This is a genomic window from Microcoleus sp. MON1_C1 (assembly GCF_036701945.1).
GTDB lineage: Bacteria > Cyanobacteriota > Cyanobacteriia > Cyanobacteriales > Microcoleaceae > Microcoleus.
Map to the genome: position 1 here is coordinate 93,281 of NZ_JAUBRO010000003.1, position 22,397 is coordinate 115,677.

Sequence of the window (22,397 nt, forward strand, 5' to 3'; positions counted from 1 at the left end):
GAGTAGGAGGAAGAGTTGGAATTGAATCTGTAGTTGAACTTGACTCTGTAGTTGCAGTTGAACTTGACTCTGTAGTTGCAGTTGCAGGTTGAGTTGGATCTGTAGTTGTGCTGGTAACTGTAGTTGTAGTTGTAGTTGTAATGGTGGTTGGTCTGGGGGTACCCGTCCCAGTCACAGCGATAAAATCATTCGCCTCGATCAGCGCCGCCGGAGTGTCTATCAAAATTGCTAAAAGCTTGCCATCTTGCGTCGTAATTACTGTATCCCTGACATTTGCACCGTTACCTTGGCGAACTTGCAGTTGAGCGAAAGATAAATTGCTCGGCAGTCCAAAGAAATCCTCTGTGTCATTGTAATCAGTAATTAAAGCCAAACTGCCAGGCCCGGCTCCCAATCCAAAGACATCGCTGCCGCTGCCGCCAATCAGAGTATCCGAACCCTCACCTCCGATCAGAGAATCATTACCCTCTGCCCCAAATAAATTGTCATTGCCGAAACTGCCCAAAATTGTATCGTCGCCGATACCTCCGGCCAAGGAGTCATCGCCAAAACCGCCGTCGATACCATCATTACCTTTGCCGCCAAACAGGAAGTCATTACCTTCATCTCCCAGTACCGAGTCGTCGGCTTCATCGCCGCGAAGGGTATCGGAACCGCTGCCGCCAAAAGCTGTATCGTCAGCCTTCCCACCGAATATCTGGTCATTACCAGCCTCTCCGAAGAGCGAATCGTTGTCGGCATTGCCGTACAAAGTGTCGTCGCCGTCGCTGGCGCTAAAGTAATCGTTGCCGCCACCGCCCAACATTTGATCCCTGCCACTACCGCCGTTGAAAGAATCGTTCCCAAAATCCCCGTAGAGAAAGTCGTCATCAGCATTCCCGAACACGGAATCGTCGCCGTCATTCCCTGTGAGCGTGTCGTTGCCAGTACCGCCGGCAATCACATCAAAGCCTCCGTTGCCAAAAACTAAGTCGTCCCCAGCATCTCCCACCACGCTGTCTATCCCGTCGTTGCCTTCGAGGATGTCGTTGCCCAAACCGCCGCGAATCGAGTCGTCGCCGTTCCCGCCGGAAGCAAAATCGCGGCCTTGGTTGCCAATGAGTTCGTCATTTCCTTCACCGCCAAGCAACGAATCTGCTCCGTCAGCTCCAAGAAGCTGGTCGTTGCCGCCGTCGCCCTCTAGGGTGTCATCTCCTCCCGCACCCAGGGGCGTGTCATCGCCATCTAAACCGCGAATTCGATCGCCCAGCGGAGTTCCTAGAATAAAGTCGTTGCTGTCTGTGCCGATCAGGTTTGCCATACGGGATACACCGGTCCTCAATAAAATAAATTGTTTGAAATTATGTTAATCGCCTTCGTGACAAGGGATTGCTGCTTGCCTAGGTTAGCATAATTGAGATTTTGGCAATCTGACGAAGGGGCGCTGGAAGTTTTGCTCGTGTCCGCAGTTGCGATCGGGGCTGGTATAATGCCCGATCGGCAATCTAATTTAGTTATTCTGGATTTTTTCAAATAGAAATTAGTCGATCGCACTCAAGAAAGTCAAACTCGACAAACGAAATGAGGAAGAATGAAAAATGAATAACCTTTTTCCTTCTTGCTCCGCCTCAAACTTTTACTTCAGATACCACTAAAAAAAATGCAACTGTAGGCCCGTGTTCCAAATCATTAGGTCATCTGTCCTTCCCAATTCTTCAATCTAAAATCTAAAATCTAAAATCTAAAATGATCGAGAATGTCTTGTAGTTTTATTCGGTAACAGGTAACACTATCTCAAATTCAGTTCCTCCCCCCAAAGTAGAATTCACATTAATTGTTCCGCCGTGGGTTTCGACTACTATCTGGCGGGCGATCGCCAATCCTAACCCCGTGCCTTTTCCTACTGCCTTCGTTGTGAACAGATGGTCAAAAATCCGCTGTTTCACTGATTCTGTCATGCCCGCACCGTTATCGGCAATCTGAATTTTGATGTGCCGATCGCCCCACTGACTGGTACGAACTGTGATACAGTGTGGATTGGCTTTAATTGCCTCCAAACTGCGTCCTTGGTGTGATTCTTCTAGGGCATCGATCGCGTTAGCAAGCAGGTTCATAAAGACTTGGTTCAGTTGACCGGGAAAACATTCGATGGGGGGGAGATTGCCGTAGTCTGTGACGACTTCGATCGCAGGATGGTGTTCGTTAGCTTTCAGCCGATGTTTCAAAATTAAGATGGTGCTGTCAATGCCCTCATGGATATTAAAGGGAACTTTGTAGTCTTTATCGGCCCTGGAGAAGGTGCGGAGGCTGGTGCTAATGCCGCGAATGCGATCGCATCCCACTTTCATTGACAACAGCATCTTTGGCAAATCTTCTAAGGCATACTCTAAATCAATATCCTCAGCATCTTCTTCAATTTCGTCGCCGGGATCGGGAAGTTTTTCTTGATATAATTTTAAGTGCCCAATCAGATCTTTGATCGTAGTCGTTGCTTCCTCAATATTGCCGTTAATAAAGCCGACAGGATTATTGATTTCGTGGGCTATTCCTGTGACGAGATTGCCCAAGGCGGACATTTTTTCGCTTTGCACGATCTGTAACTGTGCTTGCTGCAAATCAAGGAGCGATCGCTCTAATTCTTTTGCATAAGCTTGAGATTGTCGGTACAAGCGGGCATTTTCTAGAGAGATAGCGGCTTGGACGCACAAAAGTTGGATGACTTCAGTGCGATCGTCTGTAAATGCAGCAACTGTCAAGTTATTTTCCAGATATAGCAACCCGATTAATTTACCCTGATTTAAAATCGACGTGCACAGCACACTTTTTGGCTTTTTCTGCATCAAATACGGATCGGCAATAAAATCGTTTTGTACTGCTGCATTATCCAAAACCACAGTTTTCCAAGTCCGCTTAACATAGTTAAGCACAGCAGCGGGAACCTCGTCGCTAGGTGACAGCGGTACAGACATTGAGATGACATCTTGATGGAAGGAAGCTACAGCTTCGATGGCGAGATTCCCATCCTTAACCAACAGCAGAACTGCTTTGGTTGCCCCGGCATTTTCCATCACCACAGACATCAGTGCAGCCAGTAATTTTTCTAATTGGATTTCACTCGATAGAGCCTGGGAGGCTTTGAGAATAGCTGCGAAATCGAGGGCTTCAGGAATACTGCGGCTGCTAGAGAGACTTGTGTGGAAGGTTTGATGTAAAATTGACGATTTATTGATTGTGTGGAGGCGAGTTTCGCTGATTCCAAAACGATTTTCTATTGCCTGCAATATGGGAGCAAGAAGTTGGGGATAGCGTTTTTGTAAGTCATCGATTTTGGCTTTCGCACCCCAGCGAGCATAACAGTAGTAGGCTTCTTGCATATAAGCTTGCGCCACTTTTTCTTTGCCCCAGTCGAGGTAGAATTTAGCTGCTAGTTCGTTAGCGAGGGCTTCTTCTTGGATGTATTCGTTTTCTTTCGCTCCAGAAATAGCGCGATCGTACATTTCAATAGCTTCTGCCCTCTGTCTGGCAACTCGGTATTTCTCTGCTTCTACCAACTGCCACTTATGCAAATAATTCATGGGGGCGTGTTGTGCCCAATGCTGCAACTTCCTTTGATTTTCCTGAACTCGTTGCCCCTGCGTTTCTAACTGAGTCTCGGACTCAGGAGTGGCAAGGGCTATGAGTGAGTCATAGAAATATAAAACAGCTTCGGAAGTAAGTCCTAGGCCTCCCGCTATATACTGTCTTGCTCGATCGACATCTGCCCAGGCCCCAGCAATGTCTTCCAGCAGGAATCTCAACGTCGTCCTGTACAGATAGAAGGTGTAGAGTCGGTACAAATCGTTAGAGGCAAGCGACTGAGAAACCAGCTTCTCCTCATAGCGTTCCTCTTCAAAGGAAATCTCAAACTTGTTTGGATTACCCAATAAAAACAGCGTTGTTTCCCAATAAATCGAACAATAATTTGCCGTCGTTAGTTGGTTGAGGTCGAGTAATTGCTGACGGTATGCCCGAATTTGGGGCTCAAGTTCTGCCAAAGGTTGACCGCACCAGTAGGAATTTAGACAAAATCCATGGCCATTATGCCCGACAAACTCTAGATTGCCTGTTTCTAATCCGGCTTGATAGCCTGCCTGAAAAATGGGGAGGGTCTCCCGCAAATGCGATTTGCGATGGTACAACATGGCTGCGATCACAACACAAGTTGCAGAGCGAATATTTTTGGCATCCGCCCCACTGGCAAGACGATAAGCTAATCGGCCAAATTGATCGGCTACCGTCACATCTTGTAGAAAGTTGTTGAGAATCCCCCCATAAAAACTATAGCTATAAGCTGAAGTACGACTGTTGCCATATTGGATAGATAAATTTACCTGTAAGGCAGTCACCAGTGGAAACAAAGACGAACCAACCAGATAACAAGCTGACACCATACTTGCCGCCACTTGCATCGCAGCCAGCTTTTGGGCATCCACCATCGCTGGCAGATCGAATAACTCTTCAATGGGTCGATCGCCGATCGAGCTCTTAATTTCCTGCACTGCTTGCTGAATATCTTCTGATGTAGGGCTATCGGGCAATTCAACTCCTAATTCTTTGAGACTCAACAAACCGATAGCAATTGCTTCTAAAAACTTGTTCTGGGACGATAAAGCCTGAATTTTGACGGTGTAAACGCTGACTCGCTCTAGGGGAGTTCTGGCATGATGAATCACAGTGTCAATCCACCGATCCATCTCGTCAAAATCCCCACAGAGTGAAGCCACTTCTGCGGCTATTTCGTGCAAGTTCAAGGTCATCTCGTACTGTCGTTGCCAAGCGCTCTCTCCCAGCAAATTTAGCCCGATCGCAGCATACTCGCGAGCAGCTTGATAAGCAGTAGCGCCTCTGGCTTTGCGGCAAGCCGTGAGGTTGAGTTGTGCCAGATGGTCGCGTTCTGTTTGGTCTTCAATCAGCGCAATACCATAATTCAACTGATTGACGACTGAAAAAATTTGCTCTTCTATAGCTGCAGGTGAAATTTGCTGGATCAGCAATTGTCCAATCTGATAGTGAACGCGCGATCGCTCTTGTTCGGGAATTAAAGAATAGGCGGCTTGCTGAACGCGATCGTGCAAAAACTTGTAATTCACCACCTGCGAATTTTCTGCCTCCTCCCGTCTTTCTCGCCCCATATAAAACTTGTATACTTCACTTTCAGGCAGGATTAACCCCTCTTGCAAAGCCTTCCACAAATCCGCCGCCGTTTCCGTTTCCAATTGCTGGGAGACAACTGCCAAAGTCCCCAAATCAAACTGATTGCCAACACAAGCAGCCAACTTCAACACATTCTGAGTCCCTGGCGGCAATTTTTGCAACTGCAACGCCATAAACTCGACCACATCATCCGTCAGCGCTGCCTCCCGAACTCGCACAATATCGCACTGCCAATAACCAGCAACCCGGTCAAACTCAATCAGCCCATCCTGATGCAGTGCTTTGAGAAACTGCGTTGCAAAAAAGGGATTTCCTTGGGTTTTTTGTGCCGCCAAATCAGCCAAAGGTGTTGCCCAAGATCGATCGCAATTGAGCGTATCAGCAACCAAATGATTTAGACTTTGTGAACTCAACGGTTCCAGCGTCAGAGTATTCACCGTCGCCCCAGCTTTTGCCATTGCATCCAGTGTCAGCATCAACGGATGTGCTGCAAATACTTCATTATCTCGGTAGGCACCAATTACTAATAAATAGCCGCTTGCTGACTCGGTAACCAGCAGTTGCATTAACCGCAGCGAGGCGGAATCAGCCCACTGCAAGTCATCCAAAAACATCACCAGGGGATGTTCTGGTTTGGTGAACACGCGAATAAAATTTTGAAAGAGCAAATCAAACCGATTTTGGGCTGCAGTTCCTGATAATTCGAGTGCGGGCGGTTGTGGCCCAATAATTCTTTCTAGTTCGGGGATTACTTCAATAATGACTTGTCCGTTATCGCCCACTGCTTGCAATATTTGAGTTTGCCAATTTTTCAACTGCTGGTCACTGGCGGTCAACAATTGTCCCATTAAATCTCGAAATGCTTGGACAAAAGCTGAGAAAGGAATGTTGCGGTTAAATTGGTCGAATTTGCCTTTGATGAAATAGCCGCGCTGGCGGGCAATTGGTTTGTGAACTTCATTGACAATTGCAGTTTTCCCAATCCCAGAAAAACCCGCGACTAACATTAACTCACAGCCTCCACCCTGTTCTGATGGCTGCTGGGAAAAACCTGATACTCGATCGAATGCGGAGAGTAATTCGGCAACTTCGGTTTCGCGGCCGTAGAGTTTTTCGGGTATGAGGAAGCGATCGCCCACATCCCTCTGCGCGATCGTAAAACTCTCTATCCTACCGTTTTCTTCAAGTTGCTTCAAACAAAATTCTAAATCGAATTTCAGTCCCAACGCACTCTGATAGCGGTCTTCGGCATTCTTTGCCATTAATTTGCTGACAATCTCCGAGATTACGGGTGGGATTTCAGGATTAATTTCATGCAGTGACGGTGGTTGCTTAGCAATATGACAGTGTACCAATTCCATTACATCGTTGGATTGAAACGGCAATTGTCCCGCCAGCAATTCGTAAAAAGTCACGCCCAAAGAGTAAAAGTCTGTGCGGTAGTCAATGCCGCGATTCATCCTTCCGGTTTGTTCGGGAGACAAATAGCCGAGTGTCCCTTCCAGCACGTTAGGATTCATCAGGATTTGAGTTTCCCTTGGCAGCAAAGATGCAATACTAAAGTCAATAAGTTTAACTTGTTTTGTTTGGGAATTAATTAAAATATTGGCTGGTTTAATGTCTTTGTGAATTATCCGGTGGCGATAGAGTATATCTAATGTATTGCTCAGGTCGATCGCCACTTGCAAAAACTCCATGAGAGTCGGCCGAGTTTCCCCTTGTTCCCTCCATTCTTTCAGAGAAATCCCCCCAAAGTCTTCCATTACCAGTGCATAGCTGTTTTGGTAGGGTTCCAAACTGTAGGTTTCGATGATCCCGGGCAAGTTGAGGTTTTTGGCGATCGTGTACTGATTGCGAAATTGCACCAGTTCGCTGAAGGTGGGATACTGAGTCCGCAAGACTTTGATGGCGACGGGCTGTTTGTCACCCCTGCGGAAAGCTCGATAAACTAGGGTGCGAGTTCCTGAGTAAATGCGATCGAGAATTTGATAACCTGTCAATGTAAAATTTATACTTGCCATACTTTTATTCTTCCCGTCCTCCGCGGGCTATTTCCCCATTAGCAGAAGCCAATACACTTTCCCAGTCTCGTAATTGTTATTTTAAATCAATATGACATATATCGCTCAATGTTGGTGATGGGGATCACTGAAGTAAGGTAGTTTAAAAACTGGGCAATTCCTATTTTTATTAAAAATTAAATAGCCTCATCCATATTGGAATAGTGAATAATAAACTAACGCAGCCGAGGCCGATCGCAGTTACGGCTAATTCGCGATCGAGATTGAAAGCTTCTGCCAGCAAAGTAGTACCAAAAGCAGGAGGCATTGCCATTTGTAGCACTAGCACAAGTCGCGGCGCGCCCGCGATGCCAAAAAACGTTAATCCCGTGCCAATTACCAAGGGAATTAACAGCATTTTAATCGCCAGAGAAGCCAAAACTGGTTTGAGGTTGTGCAAGGAATTCAACTTGCTCAACTGCATCCCAATCGTAATTAAAGCTAAAGTAATTACAGTCCAAGCGCCTGTTGTTAACAATTCTGCGATTTGTGCCGACAGCGGCAAGCTGCGCGATACAAATCCTAGACCAAAAGCCCACAGTCCCGGATTCTGAAAAATTGCCCGCAGGGGACTTAACCAACTCTGACGCCGATCGCTTTTACCGCAGTGAGAAGCAATAGCAACTCCCAGTATATTGATTCCCATGGTAGTGCCTAGCAAGTCGTAAAACAACGCCCAGGCAAAGTGTTCCGCGCCTAATAAGGACAAGGTGACGGGAATGCCTAAAAAACCCGTATTACCCACCATCGTTGCCAATAAGAAGCTGCCTTGAGTGGGCAAACTCCAAGCGCTGGTGTGTTCCGGGCTATTGTGGGCGATCGGATTAAGATTCTTGAAACGTTCCTGGCCGACACCGAAATTTATCAAAATCCCAGCGAGTCCTCCACCTGCTAGAATGGCCGCCCAAGCTATCAGCGGCGCCATCCAAATAGCGCCCGACAAATTGGCGCTGCGGATAAAAGCAACAATGCTCAATGGCGTGCCAAAGAAGAAAAGAAACTTGGCTAAATATGTAGAATAGCTTCTTGGTAGCAGGCGGCCGAGAAAAAATCCCAACGCCACCCATCCGATCAGATTTAGATAAAGTTTGAGCAGCGGATTTTCTAAATGAAGCATGATTGACTAAATATTTACTAAATATTTACGCATATCCACTACTTTTGCCAAAAAAGCCCACATTTACCCTACCGCCGCAGTTTTCCCTGGCACCGCAGCGCTAAATATTAATGCTTATTCCGCCTCGCAGATAATTTTCCATACAGGCCTTGACATCCACAGAAGCGCGTGTAATGATGAAGTTGAGGAATAAATCAACATAGGTTAAAACTATGGCACGGCAAGCAAAACAATCGTCTCAAGTCAAAAGTTCCAGCAGCCAAGCAGCCTCCAATACTCGCACCAAATTTACCCTCTACAATTTTGCCGGAAACGCAAAGGCATTCTATCTAGTCGATCGCATTAATTTAGAAAGAAAGCCCGGTGATATCCCAGAAAAATCCGTCGCTCACAGCATCATCATCATCGACCGTTCCGGCTCAATGTATTATGACTTAGAACCGCTGAAAGAAACCCTAATCAAGCTTTTGACCTTAGACGAATACAACAATTACCAGCTAATTGTCAGCCTGATTTCCTATGCTAGCAATGGGGACGTAATTTGTCATTTCCAGCGAATTCCCATTCAAGAAGTGCTGAAGTTTGACTCTCAATACATCAAAGAAATTCAAAAAATCCACACGGCGGGCTGTACCTGCATATCGCAGTCGATGCAACTCGCTAAATCTCTGGTTAAAGCGGGAGAAATGACAGCGATCAATTTGCACACAGACGGCTATGCAAATGACCCCAGTGCCAATTCGGAAGCTGCCAAACTAGGGGAAATTTGCGAAGAACTCAAAGACATGGATGTGTTTGCCAACACGATATCCTATGCCTATGCTGACTTCAAACTTCTCTCCAAAATCGCCAACACATTATCTGGAAATTGCATCCGCGCTGGCGAAGTCAAAATGGTTTATGATGCTCTTTACGACAGCACAAAACTGTTAGGCAGTTCCGTTGCACCTGCGCTGGAAGAACCGTTAATTAAGGAATATGATTATCAAGTTTTTGTTTCCAAAAGCGGCAAGAAAATCAACGGTTCATCGAGCACGCTGAAAATCTGCGGGCTGAAAGCAGACGATCGGGGACTGTTTTACAAATATCAGAAAATCGCCAAAGATGAGTATGACAAACTAGATGTTCCCGTTGCTCAAACTGATGAGTCGGTGTTGGCTTTTGCGAAAGCTAACCTCGCTGACGGCAATTTAAATACGGCTAAGTATGCGCTGGCGAGCACCTTCGACGCTACTTTGACGGAAAAACACGCTAAAGCTTTGACAAATGCCCAAATAGCCGAGTTTACGGAAGATTTGGAAGAGGCTGTTTTTGCGCCTGATGTGGTGAAAAATCATGAAATTGGCGATCGGGTAAAAGTCAGCGAGAAAATTTCCCTGCTGGAGTTAATCAAGATATTGGAGGAAAACAGCAACAGCATCATCATCAACTTGAAACACTTGCAAGAAAATTATCAGCGAAAAGGTTTGAAGCGAATTGAAGGAAAGCGAGACGAAAACGGCAACCTTGTCAAGCCTTGGCTGAAAACTGAATTCTTAGATGGTGGCGAATACGTGCAAATGGGTTCATTTGCCATCAATCAAAATACCGCTACCATCAATATGCTGATTACCCGAAAAGCTAAGCTGGTAAAAGTTGAGGATGAAACTTTAATCGCAGAAGTGGCGGGAATTCTAGTTACAGACCTCAATACTTTCAACAATTATACCATTGTCAGCGACGGCGAAGTTAATATCAAGTCGCTGCGAACCAAAATCAGCAGCAAACCAGTGTTTGATTTGCTCAAGAAATGCGGTGTCCTTGAAAAAGACGGTTCGCCTGTGCAAGAATTTGACTTCCGTTCAGAGTACGATATTAAGTTAGAGACTTTGCCCCTCGTGCCTTTTGACGGGCGTTACGGCAGCCTTGACGGAGTGTTTGAGGAACTCGCAGAAATCAAAATTCTCTCTAGCATTCTCTCGGCTCATTTGAAGGAGGAATCCGAGGCTTACACTGCGGAACAATTGGAAGAATTGAAACAGCATTATCTGTCAAAAAGCCTTTACATCAATTTTCCGACGACGACGGAATACACAGATTTAAAAAGTGCGATCGCCAACGGTTCAGTAGATTCGCGAGTCAGCTACAAAATCGACATCGGCAGCAAAAACATCCTCAACTTCGGCAAATTGCACTCGGCCAACAAATTTCTCGATCGCCTTTATGAAGTTTACCACAAAAACACGGGCGAAAAGCTAGCCAAACCGACATTTGACATCACCTTAGATGAGCCTGTTGTCTTCGCACACAAAACGCTGTCATCCCGAACAAAAATCACCAAAGTTGACGACTTGATGAAACTGATTTTCGATGAGTTTTTGGGGTTGGAGGATAACGGAATTGTTAGCGCTACTTTAGCCAAAGTTGGTGCAGATAGTTTGCTGCGCCTTTTGCAAGCGAAATGGCAGGGAGAAGATGTCAAGCGAGACGAATTTGTCGCTGCTTTAGCTAATGCGAATGAGCGACTGGAAGCTTATGCCGAAAAAGTGTACAGGGAAAAAGTTTCACCGCTGGTTTTCTATATCGGTTCTACCGGACTTATCCCGGATGAAATGGAGGCAAAAGCGGCAACTGCTGAGGAAATTAATTCTAAATACGGCAACTTGCAATTTTCTAAAGATGAGCAAGAGGGGATGTTTTTTGAAGTCGGCGACTGCATTATTAGCGTGTATGCTAAGAATGAGTATTTCACCGTAGGGAAGTAGGAATTAGGGTGGGCATTATTTGCCCACCTTGGTTAAATATTTTTATTTAAAGCGCGATCGAGTCCACGCCGGAGAGTTTGCTGAGAGTTAACTGCTTTACTGCATCAGTTTGTGGAAATTATTAACAGAGCGATCGCAAGAGGATTTTCTATCTATATGATTGCGGGAACTATAACTGCGTTTTAGCGATTTCTGGCAAGATTAGGGCATATTGAGGAGATCATTTTGAACTCGCAATCTGCCTAGCAGCTTCTCGCAGCCGCTCCATATCGCGCATCGGTGGTATACCAAAGAGCCGCTTGTACTCTCGGTTGAAGTGCGAGGAATCGTCATAACCGACACGGTAAGCAGCACTGGTAGCGTCAAGGTTTTGACCCAGCATCAGACGGCGAGCTTCCTGGAGCCGCAGTTGCTTCTGGAACTGCAAAGGACTCATGGCAGTGACAGACTTGAAGTGATGGTGGAAGCTCGATACACTCATTCCCAGCTCTCGTGCGATGCTTTCAATCCGAAGCGGCTGGTTAAAGTCTTTACGAAGTCGATCGACGGCTCTAGCAATTTGGTGGGTAGAGCCACCCAGAACGGCAATTTGACGCAGCCGATCGCCTTGCGATCCCATCAGCAGTCGATAAATGATTTCTCGCTTAATCAGGGGTGCAAGCACATGAGCTTCCACCGGGGAATCGAGCAACCTGACGAATCGCACCGTAGCGTCTAGCAGATTGGTATCCAGTGGACTGACATCGATCGCTTTGACACTAGCCTCCCTTTGAGCTGAGGGATAGCCTGCCTCAACCATGACTGAGCCAACCAGGGTGGGGTCGAGATCCAGACGAAGCCCCAGGTACGGTTTTTCCTGGGTTGCTTCTAGAATTCGGCTGGCAATCGGTAGTTCGACCGTCCCTAATAGATAGTGCATCGGATCGTACTGGTAGCGATCGCTGCCTAGCAGCACTTCTTTGCTGCCCTGAGCAATGACACAAAAGGAAGGAATCGAGACACTATGAACGCATTCCGAAGGTGAGGAGGAGCGGTAGAAGTGCAATCCTTGGAGCGGCTCAATCGTCCCATCATGACGAATCGCCCGTGCAATCCGCTCGGTCAGTTCGTCTCTGTGGGCTTGCGCTCTATCTGCCTCGCGCTTTGCCTGCGGGTCGTTCATTAACTCCATATCGGGCTTTTCACTCAGTTTGGCAGCGTTCATTTCTAAGTTTGCAGGATTGTACAACAATTTTAGACGATCGTTCTATTGCTTGCCCTTGAGGATTCTTAGAATTAAGCTAAAGCAATGAAAAACCATTTCGGCTTCTTATAAGCATTCTGGATTTTTATACAACAGTAAACTCAGTTTTGATTGGGCAACAGATTCGCCGACTGACAACCAAAAGGCCATCAAGGCGAACCTTGCTTCTTAAAAAAATCATCCCGATTGATAGAGCAGGCGCTCGCGTGCTCGATCTCTACAATTGGGGTAGCCAAAGGAATTCAGACGGTCAGGAACCTCAGCCTAAAGGCATGAGGCTTGAAGGAGAAATCTAACAAGCCGTTCCCCTAGGGCCGAGCGTCTTAATTGACTGCGTTTTTTGAGTTTCGAGAACAAAGGACGCCCGATCGAAGGGGCAGAAGCGCCTGCGGTGGGTGCAGAGCGTTAGAAGAGCCGGCGCGAAAAACAAACACTTGTCCAGGGGTGGTTTGAAAATTTTGCAAGGAGAATCATGGACGATAATCAAGAACGGAAAGATTTCAGTTCAACCGAGAGCGATTCGCAGCTCAGCGCGGACGAAGAAACACTGCTCGACCAACTCGGTATTACCGGCGCAGCTCGCCGCAAATTCTTGGGGCAAAGCATGGCTGCCCTACTCGGCACCTTCGCCTTCCACCTGCTGGCTAAAGAGGAGGCCTTTTCCACGCTCGCCGCGGAGGCCGACGCCGTGTTCGCCCAGACCGCTGGGGTTGAAAACGCCGTTAAGGTTCTTTTGAAAATCAACGGCTCGACCCAACGCCTGGAAGTGGATTCGCGCACGGCGCTGCTAGACGCCCTGCGCGAAAGACTTGGATTGACCGGCACCAAAAAAGGATGCGATCAAGGACAGTGCGGCGCTTGTACAGTCATCGTTGACGGGCGCCGCGTGCTTTCTTGTCTGACACTTGCCGCTAGCTGCGAGGGGAAAGAGGTGACGACCATCGAAGGGCTCGCTGACGGCGACAATCTTCATCCGATGCAGGCGGCGTTCATCAAACACGACGGCTTCCAGTGCGGCTACTGCACGCCGGGGCAGATATGTTCGGCGGTGGCGCTTCTGCAGGAAGCCAAAAACGGCGACGCGAGTCACGTCACTAACAATTTGCGGACGAGCACGCAGAATTTAACACTCTCTGATGAAGAAATCAGAGAACGCATGAGCGGCAACATTTGCCGTTGCGGCGCGTATCCGGGCATCGTTGCTGCAGTCAGAGAAGTTCAGTCCGGGCGCGAAACAGCCCAGGCTTGGCATTTTGCGAGCGATGAAGAAATTGCCGTTGCATTAAACGAGGAGGGCAAAGCCGATGCAACCGTTTAAATATTCCAGCGCCACCGACGCGGCAAGCGCCGTTGGCACCGTTTCCGCTAATCAAACGGCAAAGTTTCTCGCAGGCGGGACAAATCTGATTGATTTGATGAAAGAATACGTCGAGCGTCCCAGCGAACTTGTTGACATCTCAGGTTTGAATCTGGCGGAGATTCGATCGACCTCGAACGGAATTTCGATCGGCGCGTTAGCCAAAAATACCGAGACGGCTAACCATCCGCTCATCCGGCAAAATTACCCGCTTCTGTCAATGGCGATTTTAGCCGGCGCCTCCGCGCAGCTTCGCAATATGGCGACTAACGGGGGAAATTTAATGCAGCGCACCCGTTGCCAGTATTTTTACGACATCGCTATGCCGTGCAACAAACGCGATCCCGGCAGCGGATGCGGAGCGCTTGAGGGGCTTAATCGCATTCATGCCATTTTTGGCTACAGCGACAAATGCGTGGCGACTTACCCGGGCGATATGGCGAATGCGCTTTATGCGCTGGACGCAGTAGTGAGGATTCGCGGCACGAACGGGCAAGAACGCACAATCCCGCTCCAGGATTTTCATCGCTTGCCGGGAAACACGCCTGAAAAAGATAACAATCTTCAGCATGGGGAATTGATCGTCGCCATCGAAATGCCGAAGAATAACTTCGCCAACAAATCTTATTACCTAAAAGTTCGCGATCGCGCTTCCTATGCTTTTGCACTGCTTGCCGTGGCTGCTGCTTTAGAAACAAGCGGCAACACCATCAAACAGGCACGTGTTGTTTTGGGCAGCGTCGCGCATAAACCTTGGCGTTCACCCGAAGCGGAAAGAGTTCTGATTGGAAAACCTGCTACGGAAACAACTTTTCAGGCTGCTGCCGAAGCGGCTCTCAAAGATGCGAAACCGCTTGAACATAACGGTTATAAAGTCGAACTCGGAAAACGCGCCATTGTTCTGGCTTTGCAGCAAGCGATGACGAGCGGTGCGGCCTAATTAGGGAGAATAAACGAAATGGCAAGATACATCGGAAAAGAAATGAGCCGCGTGGACGGCGTAGCCAAAGTTACGGGTCAGGCTAAATACGCGGCGGAATTCCAGGTTCCCAATCTCGCTTACGGTTTTATCGTGCTGGGAACCGTAGCAAAGGGCACGATTAAATCAATCGACACGCGTGAGGCTGAAGGCGCCGCAGGCGTAATTCGCGTCTTCACGCACCTGAACGCACCGAAGCTTGGTCCGAAGTCTTCCACGGAGCAGGCCCCGCCCCGCGCCACCGAGGAGGAAGACAAGTCGTTTCGGGCGCTCCAGTCCGACAAAATCTTCTTCAATATGCAGCCCGTGGCACTCGTCGTCGCCGAGACATACGAGCAGGCACGTTATGCGGCACGTCTGGTTAAAGTCTCCTACAACTCACAGCAGCACGCGACCGACACTGAGGCGGTGCGCGGGAGCGCGCGCGTCCCCACTAAAGGGCAGCCTCCGAAGCCGCGCGGTAATCCCGAAGAGGCGATGCGCGCAGCGGCCGTGAAGGTAGAGGCCGAGTACCGCATCCCGATCGAGCACCACAACCCCATGGAGCCGCACGCGGCGATCGCGGTCTGGCAAGGCGATAATCTCACCATCTTCGACAAGACGCAGGAAGTCTATGGCGTCCGCGAACATTTGGCTTCGAGCTTCGGCCTGCCCGAGGAAAACGTGAACGTCGTCTCGCCCTTTGTCGGCGGGGCTTTCGGAGCGTCGCTGCGCCCGAACTATTATCCGGCGCTGACAGCGATGGCAGCCCGCGAACTCAGGCGCCCGGTCAAGGTTGTCTATACGCGCACGCAAATGTTCACTGGCCACGGCTATCGTCCGCACACGATTCAGAAGATCGCGCTCGGCGCGGAGCGATCGGGAAAGCTCTCCGCGATGATTCATGAAGCCGTGCACAACACCTCCACCCTCGAGGAATTCTCAGACGGCACCACGGGTTTCACGCGCCAAGTCTACGCGTGCCCGAATCTCTACGCGCCGCTGAAGATTACCAACACGGACCTCGCCACCCCGACCTGGATGCGCGCACCGGGGGCCGTTAGCGGTATGTTCGCGCTCGAATGCGCGATGGACGAGCTGGCCTACGCGCTGCGGATCGACCCGCTCGAACTTCGGCTGATCAACTATGCCGAAACCGACCCCGAGAGCGGCAAGCCATTTTCGAGTAAGGCGTTGCGGGAGTGCTACCGGCTGGGCGCGGAAAAATTCGGTTGGAAGAATCGCAAGTTCGAGCCCCGATCGATGCGCGACGGACGCCTACTCGTCGGTTGGGGAATGGCGACCGGCGTCTGGGGCGCTTTCCAGATGCCCGCTGCCGCCCTCGTCACGCTGCAGGCGGACGGCACGGCGCGAGTCGCCAGTGCGACCAGCGACATCGGACCTGGCACCTACACGGTGATGACCATGATCGCTGCCGAGTATCTGGGGCTGAAGTTGGAGCAGGTGAAATTTGAACTCGGCGACACGAAGTTGCCTCGATCGCCGTCGCAGGGGGGCTCTTGGACGACGGCGAGCGTCGGCTCGGCCGTGTGCGGGGCGGCTCTGGCGATCGGCACGAAGTTGCTCGCGCTGGCGAACCAGGAACCGAATTCTCCGCTCAAGGGGGCAGCCTCCTCCGATGTCGAGATGCTCGACGGGCGACTGCGACTAAAAAGCGACCCGGATCGTTTCGTCAACATCTCCGCAGTGATGAAGCGTAATGATCTCACCGAAATCACGGAAACATTCGAGTCGCGTCCCTCAGAGGAGCGCAAGAAGTATGCGACGTTGGCGCACGGCGCGCAGTTCGTTGAAGTGAAGGTCGATCCGGATGTGGGGACTGTCCACGTTACGCGCGCCGTTGAAGTGACTGCTTGCGGCAAGATCATGAATCCGAAGGCCTCGCACAGTCAGGAAATCGGCGGTGTTGTCTGGGGCATTGGTATGGCGCTGCAAGAGGCGACAGAAATCGACCACCGTTACGGGCGGATTATGAATCCGAATTTGCAGCACTATCACGTGCCGGTTAATGCCGATGTCTTGGAGATCGAAACTATATTCGTTGAGGAGGAGGATAAAGTCGTCAATCCGCTCGGTGTCAAGGGCATGGGCGAACTCGGCATGGTCGGCATCCCGGCGGCGATCGCCAACGCTGTTTTTCATGCCACGGGCAGACGCATCAGGGACCTGCCGATTACGCCGGACAAGCTGCTTTGAGTGAGATCCTGGGATGAATGAAGTGCCAGCGGTAGTCGCAGCGATCGCCTCCACGAACCTCAGGGGGAACGGTGCGCGCTGGCAACGGTGGGCAGTGTGGAAGAATCTTCGTACCGCCGCCTTGGTGCAACGCATGGGAAGGGGTGCAAGACTGGTCCTGAAAAAAGTTAATTATAGATATTGAACTATTATGTAGTGTGCTATATAATAGTGATTGACTGGATTTTTAAATGGATAACAACTCGAACATCAACGAACGGCGACGCGTGGGGAGGCAGCTTTCGTTTGCCCTCTATAGTGCGTCGAACCGCTTCATTCGGCTTCATCGGCCCTTTCTTGAGCCTTTGGGCCTGACCTATCCTCAGTTTCTGGTCATGCTCGCTCTCTACGAGGGCACCCCGCGCACTGTTGGGGAAGTAGGGCAAGAACTCGGTATGGATAACGGAACCTTGACGCCGCTCTTAAAGCGCCTTGAGAGCGCGGGGTTGGTGACGCGCACCCGTGACCTGCTGGACGAACGTCGGGTTCTTATCGATCTGACAGAAGCGGGCGAGGCACTCCGCGAGGCAGCGTGCTCGATCCCTGAAAAGATCGAGACGGCCTGCCGTCTCTCCGATGAAGACCTTGCCGAGCTTCGCGACACCTTGAACGGGCTAGGTCATCCCCGTTCGGCCAAGGCTCTCGACCACGAACCACCTTCCAACTGACACCATCTTTTGAGGTTTCACGATGTCAAACGCAACACACCTTTCAAACGGTCTCATTGAATTAGAAAATGAACCATCACAAACGCTCTCTTTTGAAGAGACAGTTCGAGCGCGCCGCTCATTCCGCTCATTTTTACCAACACCCGTCCCTAACGCTCAAATTTTGCAAGTCTTGGAAGATGCACAATATTCTCCATCGAATTGCAACACGCAGCCGTGGAACACACACATCGTTTCGGGCGAAAAGATCAAAGAATTGGGCCGCATTCTAACCGAGCAAAACGAAGCGGAGAATTTCACGCCGGATTTTAGCTTCGATATGGAGTGCTTTTATGGCGCCTATAGTGAACGCCGAATTGAACACGGCAAAACCTTTTATGAGGCGATGGGTGTGGCGCGGGGCGACAAGATCGCGCGTCATAAAGCCGCTGCAAAAAATTACACCTTCTACGGTGCACCTCATGTCGCTCTGCTCTTCATGCCTTCCTTTGGAGATAATGTGCGCGTTGGCGGTGACATTGGAATGTATGGCCAGACGTTTTTGTTGTCTCTGACGGCGCGCGGTTTAGGAGGTATTCCGCAGACCGCCATTGGCTTTTTTGCACAGACCATCCGCGAATATTTGGGTATCTCCGATGAACTCAAGCTGATGTTTGCCATTGCGTTTGGCTATCCAGACTTCACAGCACCAGTCAACAGTGTTCGGATGGGGCGCGTTCCCGTCTCAGAGAGCGTGACCTTTCACCATTAAAAAATGTTCGGATGGGGATGATTGGTCATTTAACAGATGTAACCCACAGACCAGAAGTAAAAGCCACGCTGGCGCAGGCTGACGCCGGGCAGATTGGTGGCTACCGCGCGCCCGGCGGACGAGGCCGCGCGCCCCTACTTCGAGAATCACTCGGGGTAAGACCGGCCCAAATGATGTACAGCAGTGGAATGAGACTCTTACCCAGTACAAGGAAATCGTTTTATGAAGATAGGCATTCTTGGCACGGGCCATATCGGCACGACGCTGGTGACAAAACTGAGCGCGGCCGGACACGACGTGAAGGTCGCCAATTCGCGCGGTCCCGAGACAATCGACGTCGACATCCTCAAGAACGGTGCCCGTGCGGTCACCTCCGCGGAGGCGGTCACACGGGTTGATGTGGTGATCGTGTCCACGCCGCTTGGCGCCATCCCCCGGATCGCACCACTGTTCGCAGACGTGCCCGCCGAAACGGTGGTCATCGACACGTCCAACTATTATCCCAAGCGTGACGGCGAAATTGCGGCGATCGAAGGCGGGCAGGCCGAGAGCGAGTGGGTCGCCGAGCAGATCGGTCGCCCAATTGCCAAGGCATGGAACGCGATCACGTCCGCATCCTTCGCCGACAAGGGCGCGCCTGCAGGGGCAGCGGGTCGCATCGCAATCCCCGTCGCCGCCGATGGCGACCGGGAGCGCGACGTGGCGATGACGCTGGTCGACGAAACCGGTCTCGACGCGGTCTATTCAGGCACGCTTGCCGAGTCCTGGCGCCAGCAGCCCGGCTCGCCCTGTTACTGCACAGACCTCAGCCGCGAGGAGATGCCTGCCGCGCTCGCCTCGGCAGAACGTGAGCGCTTGCCCAGGCGCCGCGAGCTTGCGATCGAGGCGATCGTGGAGCGGGTGGGTGATAGCACTACCAACCCTGATTCTGACTATGCCGTGCGCCTGACCCGCGCGCTGTTCATGTGAAGGCGGTCATGGGCTGGAGAACAACTTCCCCGCCCGTCACGCCGATCGTCCCGACCGACCACAACAGTGAGACGTAACATGGCTCGTCACATGATCATCGCATCATGCGTTGAGCCGCGCCACGCCTCTTCCCGTTCGACATCCACACAAACAACCCGAGAGCAATCATGGCGACCGACAACAGCCCACTCATCTTCCTTATGGGCGTCACCGGCCAGACCGGCCGGCTAATCCTAGAGGATTTCGATCGCACGCCCGGCAATGCCCGCATCCGCGTCGGCGTGCGTAAGCAGAAGGATCTGGAGCGTCTGCGCGGCGAAGGCCGCGACGCCGTCCTGTTCGACCTCGACGATCCGCGAACCTTCGGCCCGGCGCTTTGTGGCGTCGATCGCATGAACATCCTCACCGGCTACACCATCGCAATGACCCACCAGACCAAGACCGTGGTCGACGCGGCGAAGAAGGCGGGCGTGCAGCACATCGTCAACCAGGGCGTCTTCGCGGCGGAAGACGCTACCGACTCGAAATATTGCTGGTTCGCCCTGGTCGAAGCCTACATCGAGGCCAGTGGCATCGCTTGGACGCACTTGCATCCGAATGTGTTTCTCGAAAACATGCTTAGCATGTCGCCGCCCATCGGCGGCACCTTCTCGACCTTCTGGGGCGAGAACCGAGTCGGTTACGTCGCGCTTCACGATTTGGCCGCAGTGACCGCCAAGGTCTTGCGCGACGGTCCGGAGCGCCATGGTGCGAAGGACTATTATCTCAGCACCGAAACCATGACGGGAACGGAACTGGCCACCGCACTCAGCGAAGTGCTGGACCGTGAGATCCGCTGCAACGTGCTCGGTGCGTCGGAGATGGAGGCGCTGTTCAAGCAAGGCACGGTGGAAGTCGAGGACTGGTATGCCCGCAGTTCGTTCGAGCTTCTGACACAGTTCGCCGATGGACGGATGGGCTATATGGGCACCGTCAAGGACGACGTGCCTTTCCTGCTCGGGCGGCCCGCCACCAGCGTGCGCGACTGGGCAAGGGCGAACAAGGCGCAGCTGCTCGATCTGGTTGATCGGCGCGCCGACGAAACTCCCACGGAATAACCCTCTTTTATCACTAGCGCGGGAGTATAATTCACTCCGGGTAAGACCGGCCCAAATGATGTACAGCAGTGGAATGAGACTCTTACCCAATACAAGGAAATCGTTTTATGAAGATAGGCATTCTTGGCACTGGCCATATCGGGAAGACTTTGGCACGCAAACTCAGTGCAGCCGGACATGACGTGAAGGTGGCCAACTCTCGCGGCCCTGAGACGATCGAGGCCGATGTGCTGGCTTTCGGCGCACGCGCGGTCTCGACGGCCCAAGCTGTGGAGGACGTTGACGCGGTGATCCTCTCGATCCCTCTCAACCGCATTCCCACAATCGCGCCGCTAATCGCTAACCTACCAGCCGAGACAGTCGTCATCGACACGTCGAATTACTATCCCCACCGCGACGAAAAGATCGATGCTATCGAGGCCGGGCAGGTTGAGAGCCTTTGGGTGGCCCAACAGCTAGGCCGGCCGATCGCCAAGGCGTGGAACGCGATCGGGTCTGGCTCCTTCGCCACCTTGGGCAAGCCTGCTGGAAGCCCTGACCGTATCGCCCTCCCTGTGGCTGCTGACCGCCAGAACGATCGCTCCGTGGCGATGGCGCTCGTCGAAGACACCGGGCTTGATGCTTTCGACGCGGGCACGATCGCCGATTCGTGGCGTCAGCAACCCGGCACGCCCTGCTATTGCACCGATCTCACGCGCGAACAGATGGCGGCAGCGCTGGCATCTGCCGACGCATCACGATCGCCAAAGCGCCGGGACTTAGCAGTTGCAGTGATTCAAGAGCGGCTTGGGGACGCCACGACAAATCCGGATGCCGATTTCGGGGTTCGTCTGAGCCGTGCGATTTATATGTAAAAGCCACAAATTGCGGTGAGGCCAAAAGGGAAAGTGAAGGGCATATATGCCATTTCCCTTTTCATTGTGCGACCTGACCACACAACAGTGTTACCGACCTAGAACGCTTGACTGAAAAAAGAAACGTGATGACGAAGCTTTCGGTATTAGACCTTGTGCGGATCAAGCAGGGTGGAGATGCCCGCTCCGCCCTCGACGACACGCGAGACCTTGCGGCCCACCTGGAGCGGTGGAATTACGGGCGCATCTGGATCTCGGAGCACCACAACGCCTCCGGGATCGCGAGCGCCGCGACCGCGCTCGTGCTTGCACACATCGGCGCGGCGACGAGCACGATCCGCCTCGCCGCGGGCGGCATTATGCTTCCCAATCACGCTCCCTACGTGATCGCGGAGCAGTTCGGGACGCTCGCCCAACTCTTTCCAGGCCGCGTCGATCTAGGGCTCGGCCGCGCGCCCGGCACCGACCAAATGGCAGTCCGTGCGCTGAGACGGCCGCCCCAAGCCTCCGACTCGTTTCCCCAGGACGTGATCGAGCTTCAGGCGTACTTTGAACCTTCGTCGCCCGGACAACGGCTCGTGGCGGCTCCCGCCGATGGGACGGAAGTCCCTTTGATCATCCTGGGTTCGAGCCTGTTCGGCGCGGCGCTGGCAGGAGATCTCGGCCTGCCCTACGCCTTCGCCTCGCACTTCGCTCCCGACCTTCTCCTGGACGCGCTGAGGATCTACCGCGAGCGGTTCAAGCCTTCCAAGCAGATGGCTCGCCCTTACGCGATGGTCGGCGTGAACGTTGTGGCCGCTGACACCGACTATGAGGCGCGCCGCCTCGCGACCTCGCAGCAGAAGTCGTTCGCCGACCTTTTGCAACACGGCACGTCCGGTCCCCTGGAGCCACCAATCAACAACATCGACGACTACTGGTCGCCCCGAGCAAAGGCGCAGGCGGGGCGCCTGCTCGCACGCTCGGTAGTCGGTGGGCTGACCATCGTCAAGGAGGGACTGGAAGCACTGCTACAGGAGACCTCCGCGGACGAGCTTATCCTCGTGTCCGATGTCTACGAACGTGCAGCCCGGCTTCGGTCGTTCGAGATCGTGGCATCGGTCATGGGTTTGACGACACCTTAGAGCTAGAAATTAGTCGCTCCTCAGTAA

The 22,397-nt window shown here is 51.7% G+C and carries 15 protein-coding genes; 11 read left to right on the forward strand and 4 right to left on the reverse strand.

Annotated features, from left to right (window positions below):
- The 3 genes from QUA62_RS02625 to QUA62_RS02635 all read right to left on the reverse strand — a co-directional run.
- Positions 1-1,300, reverse strand: a 1,300-nt coding sequence (locus QUA62_RS02625; protein WP_333402246.1) for a calcium-binding protein, incomplete at its 3' end; no start/stop codon positions are given.
- 448 nt (positions 1,301-1,748) lie between these two features.
- Positions 1,749-7,193, reverse strand: a complete 5,445-nt coding sequence (locus QUA62_RS02630; protein ID WP_333402247.1) for an AAA family ATPase — start codon at positions 7,191-7,193, stop codon at positions 1,749-1,751.
- A gap of 169 nt (positions 7,194-7,362) precedes the next feature.
- Positions 7,363-8,349 carry an AEC family transporter gene (locus QUA62_RS02635; protein ID WP_333402248.1) on the reverse strand — a complete coding sequence of 329 codons (987 nt, stop codon included), beginning with the start codon at positions 8,347-8,349 and terminating at the stop codon, positions 7,363-7,365.
- Between the two features lie 212 nt (positions 8,350-8,561).
- Here QUA62_RS02635 and QUA62_RS02640 point away from each other — a divergent pair, with 212 nt between their 5' ends.
- Positions 8,562-11,093 (forward strand): vWA domain-containing protein, encoded by a 2,532-nt coding sequence (locus tag QUA62_RS02640; protein ID WP_333402249.1) that lies wholly within the window; start codon positions 8,562-8,564, stop codon positions 11,091-11,093.
- 220 nt (positions 11,094-11,313) lie between these two features.
- Here QUA62_RS02640 and QUA62_RS02645 read toward each other — a convergent pair whose 3' ends face one another.
- Entirely contained in the window at positions 11,314-12,297 is a 984-nt protein-coding gene (locus QUA62_RS02645; RefSeq protein WP_333402250.1) for an AraC family transcriptional regulator, read from the reverse strand.
- A gap of 511 nt (positions 12,298-12,808) precedes the next feature.
- Here QUA62_RS02645 and QUA62_RS02650 point away from each other — a divergent pair.
- The 10 genes from QUA62_RS02650 to QUA62_RS02695 all read left to right on the forward strand — a co-directional run bounded on the left by QUA62_RS02650 (position 12,809) and on the right by QUA62_RS02695 (position 22,370).
- The gene (locus QUA62_RS02650; RefSeq protein ID WP_333402251.1) at positions 12,809-13,654 is read left to right on the forward strand and encodes a 2Fe-2S iron-sulfur cluster-binding protein; all 846 of its coding nucleotides are present in this window, start codon (positions 12,809-12,811) and stop codon (positions 13,652-13,654) included.
- Complete coding sequence (locus tag QUA62_RS02655) at positions 13,641-14,633, forward strand: xanthine dehydrogenase family protein subunit M (RefSeq protein WP_333402252.1); 993 nt, start codon at positions 13,641-13,643, stop codon at positions 14,631-14,633. The genes QUA62_RS02650 and QUA62_RS02655 overlap by 14 nt, the downstream gene beginning before the upstream one ends.
- 18 nt (positions 14,634-14,651) lie before the next feature.
- Complete coding sequence (locus tag QUA62_RS02660) at positions 14,652-16,868, forward strand: xanthine dehydrogenase family protein molybdopterin-binding subunit (RefSeq protein WP_333402253.1); 2,217 nt, start codon at positions 14,652-14,654, stop codon at positions 16,866-16,868.
- Between the two features lie 13 nt (positions 16,869-16,881).
- On the forward strand, positions 16,882-17,052 hold the full coding sequence (locus QUA62_RS02665) for a hypothetical protein (protein WP_333402254.1): 171 nt from the start codon (positions 16,882-16,884) through the stop codon (positions 17,050-17,052).
- 46 nt (positions 17,053-17,098) lie between these two features.
- Positions 17,099-17,575, forward strand: coding sequence for a MarR family transcriptional regulator (locus QUA62_RS02670; protein WP_333402255.1), 477 nt, complete (start codon positions 17,099-17,101; stop codon positions 17,573-17,575).
- 22 nt (positions 17,576-17,597) lie between these two features.
- The gene (locus tag QUA62_RS02675; protein ID WP_333351224.1) at positions 17,598-18,326 is read left to right on the forward strand and encodes a nitroreductase; all 729 of its coding nucleotides are present in this window, start codon (positions 17,598-17,600) and stop codon (positions 18,324-18,326) included.
- Positions 18,327-18,548: 222 nt separating this feature from the next.
- Positions 18,549-19,295, forward strand: coding sequence for an NAD(P)-binding domain-containing protein (locus QUA62_RS02680; RefSeq protein WP_333402256.1), 747 nt, complete (start codon positions 18,549-18,551; stop codon positions 19,293-19,295).
- Positions 19,296-19,462: 167 nt separating this feature from the next.
- Positions 19,463-20,392 (forward strand): NmrA family NAD(P)-binding protein, encoded by a 930-nt coding sequence (locus QUA62_RS02685; RefSeq protein WP_333402257.1) that lies wholly within the window; start codon positions 19,463-19,465, stop codon positions 20,390-20,392.
- A gap of 107 nt (positions 20,393-20,499) precedes the next feature.
- Positions 20,500-21,246, forward strand: coding sequence for an NAD(P)-binding domain-containing protein (locus tag QUA62_RS02690; protein ID WP_333402258.1), 747 nt, complete (start codon positions 20,500-20,502; stop codon positions 21,244-21,246).
- Between the two features lie 107 nt (positions 21,247-21,353).
- The gene (locus tag QUA62_RS02695) at positions 21,354-22,370 is read left to right on the forward strand and encodes an LLM class flavin-dependent oxidoreductase (protein WP_333221403.1); all 1,017 of its coding nucleotides are present in this window, start codon (positions 21,354-21,356) and stop codon (positions 22,368-22,370) included.
- Positions 22,371-22,397: the final 27 nt, after the last annotated feature.

What these genes read in the sequence shown, in the direction of transcription:
- QUA62_RS02630 (WP_333402247.1), bottom strand. Translation starts at nt 7,193, where the DNA reads ATGGCAAGTATAAATTTTACATTGACAGGTTATCAAATTCTCGATCGC.
- QUA62_RS02635 (WP_333402248.1), bottom strand. Translation starts at nt 8,349, where the DNA reads ATGCTTCATTTAGAAAATCCGCTGCTCAAACTTTATCTAAATCTGATC.
- QUA62_RS02640 (WP_333402249.1), top strand. Translation starts at nt 8,562, where the DNA reads ATGGCACGGCAAGCAAAACAATCGTCTCAAGTCAAAAGTTCCAGCAGC.
- QUA62_RS02645 (WP_333402250.1), bottom strand. Translation starts at nt 12,297, where the DNA reads ATGAACGCTGCCAAACTGAGTGAAAAGCCCGATATGGAGTTAATGAAC.
- QUA62_RS02650 (WP_333402251.1), top strand. Translation starts at nt 12,809, where the DNA reads ATGGACGATAATCAAGAACGGAAAGATTTCAGTTCAACCGAGAGCGAT.
- QUA62_RS02655 (WP_333402252.1), top strand. Translation starts at nt 13,641, where the DNA reads ATGCAACCGTTTAAATATTCCAGCGCCACCGACGCGGCAAGCGCCGTT.
- QUA62_RS02660 (WP_333402253.1), top strand. Translation starts at nt 14,652, where the DNA reads ATGGCAAGATACATCGGAAAAGAAATGAGCCGCGTGGACGGCGTAGCC.
- QUA62_RS02665 (WP_333402254.1), top strand. Translation starts at nt 16,882, where the DNA reads ATGAATGAAGTGCCAGCGGTAGTCGCAGCGATCGCCTCCACGAACCTC.
- QUA62_RS02670 (WP_333402255.1), top strand. Translation starts at nt 17,099, where the DNA reads ATGGATAACAACTCGAACATCAACGAACGGCGACGCGTGGGGAGGCAG.
- QUA62_RS02675 (WP_333351224.1), top strand. Translation starts at nt 17,598, where the DNA reads ATGTCAAACGCAACACACCTTTCAAACGGTCTCATTGAATTAGAAAAT.
- QUA62_RS02680 (WP_333402256.1), top strand. Translation starts at nt 18,549, where the DNA reads ATGAAGATAGGCATTCTTGGCACGGGCCATATCGGCACGACGCTGGTG.
- QUA62_RS02685 (WP_333402257.1), top strand. Translation starts at nt 19,463, where the DNA reads ATGGCGACCGACAACAGCCCACTCATCTTCCTTATGGGCGTCACCGGC.
- QUA62_RS02690 (WP_333402258.1), top strand. Translation starts at nt 20,500, where the DNA reads ATGAAGATAGGCATTCTTGGCACTGGCCATATCGGGAAGACTTTGGCA.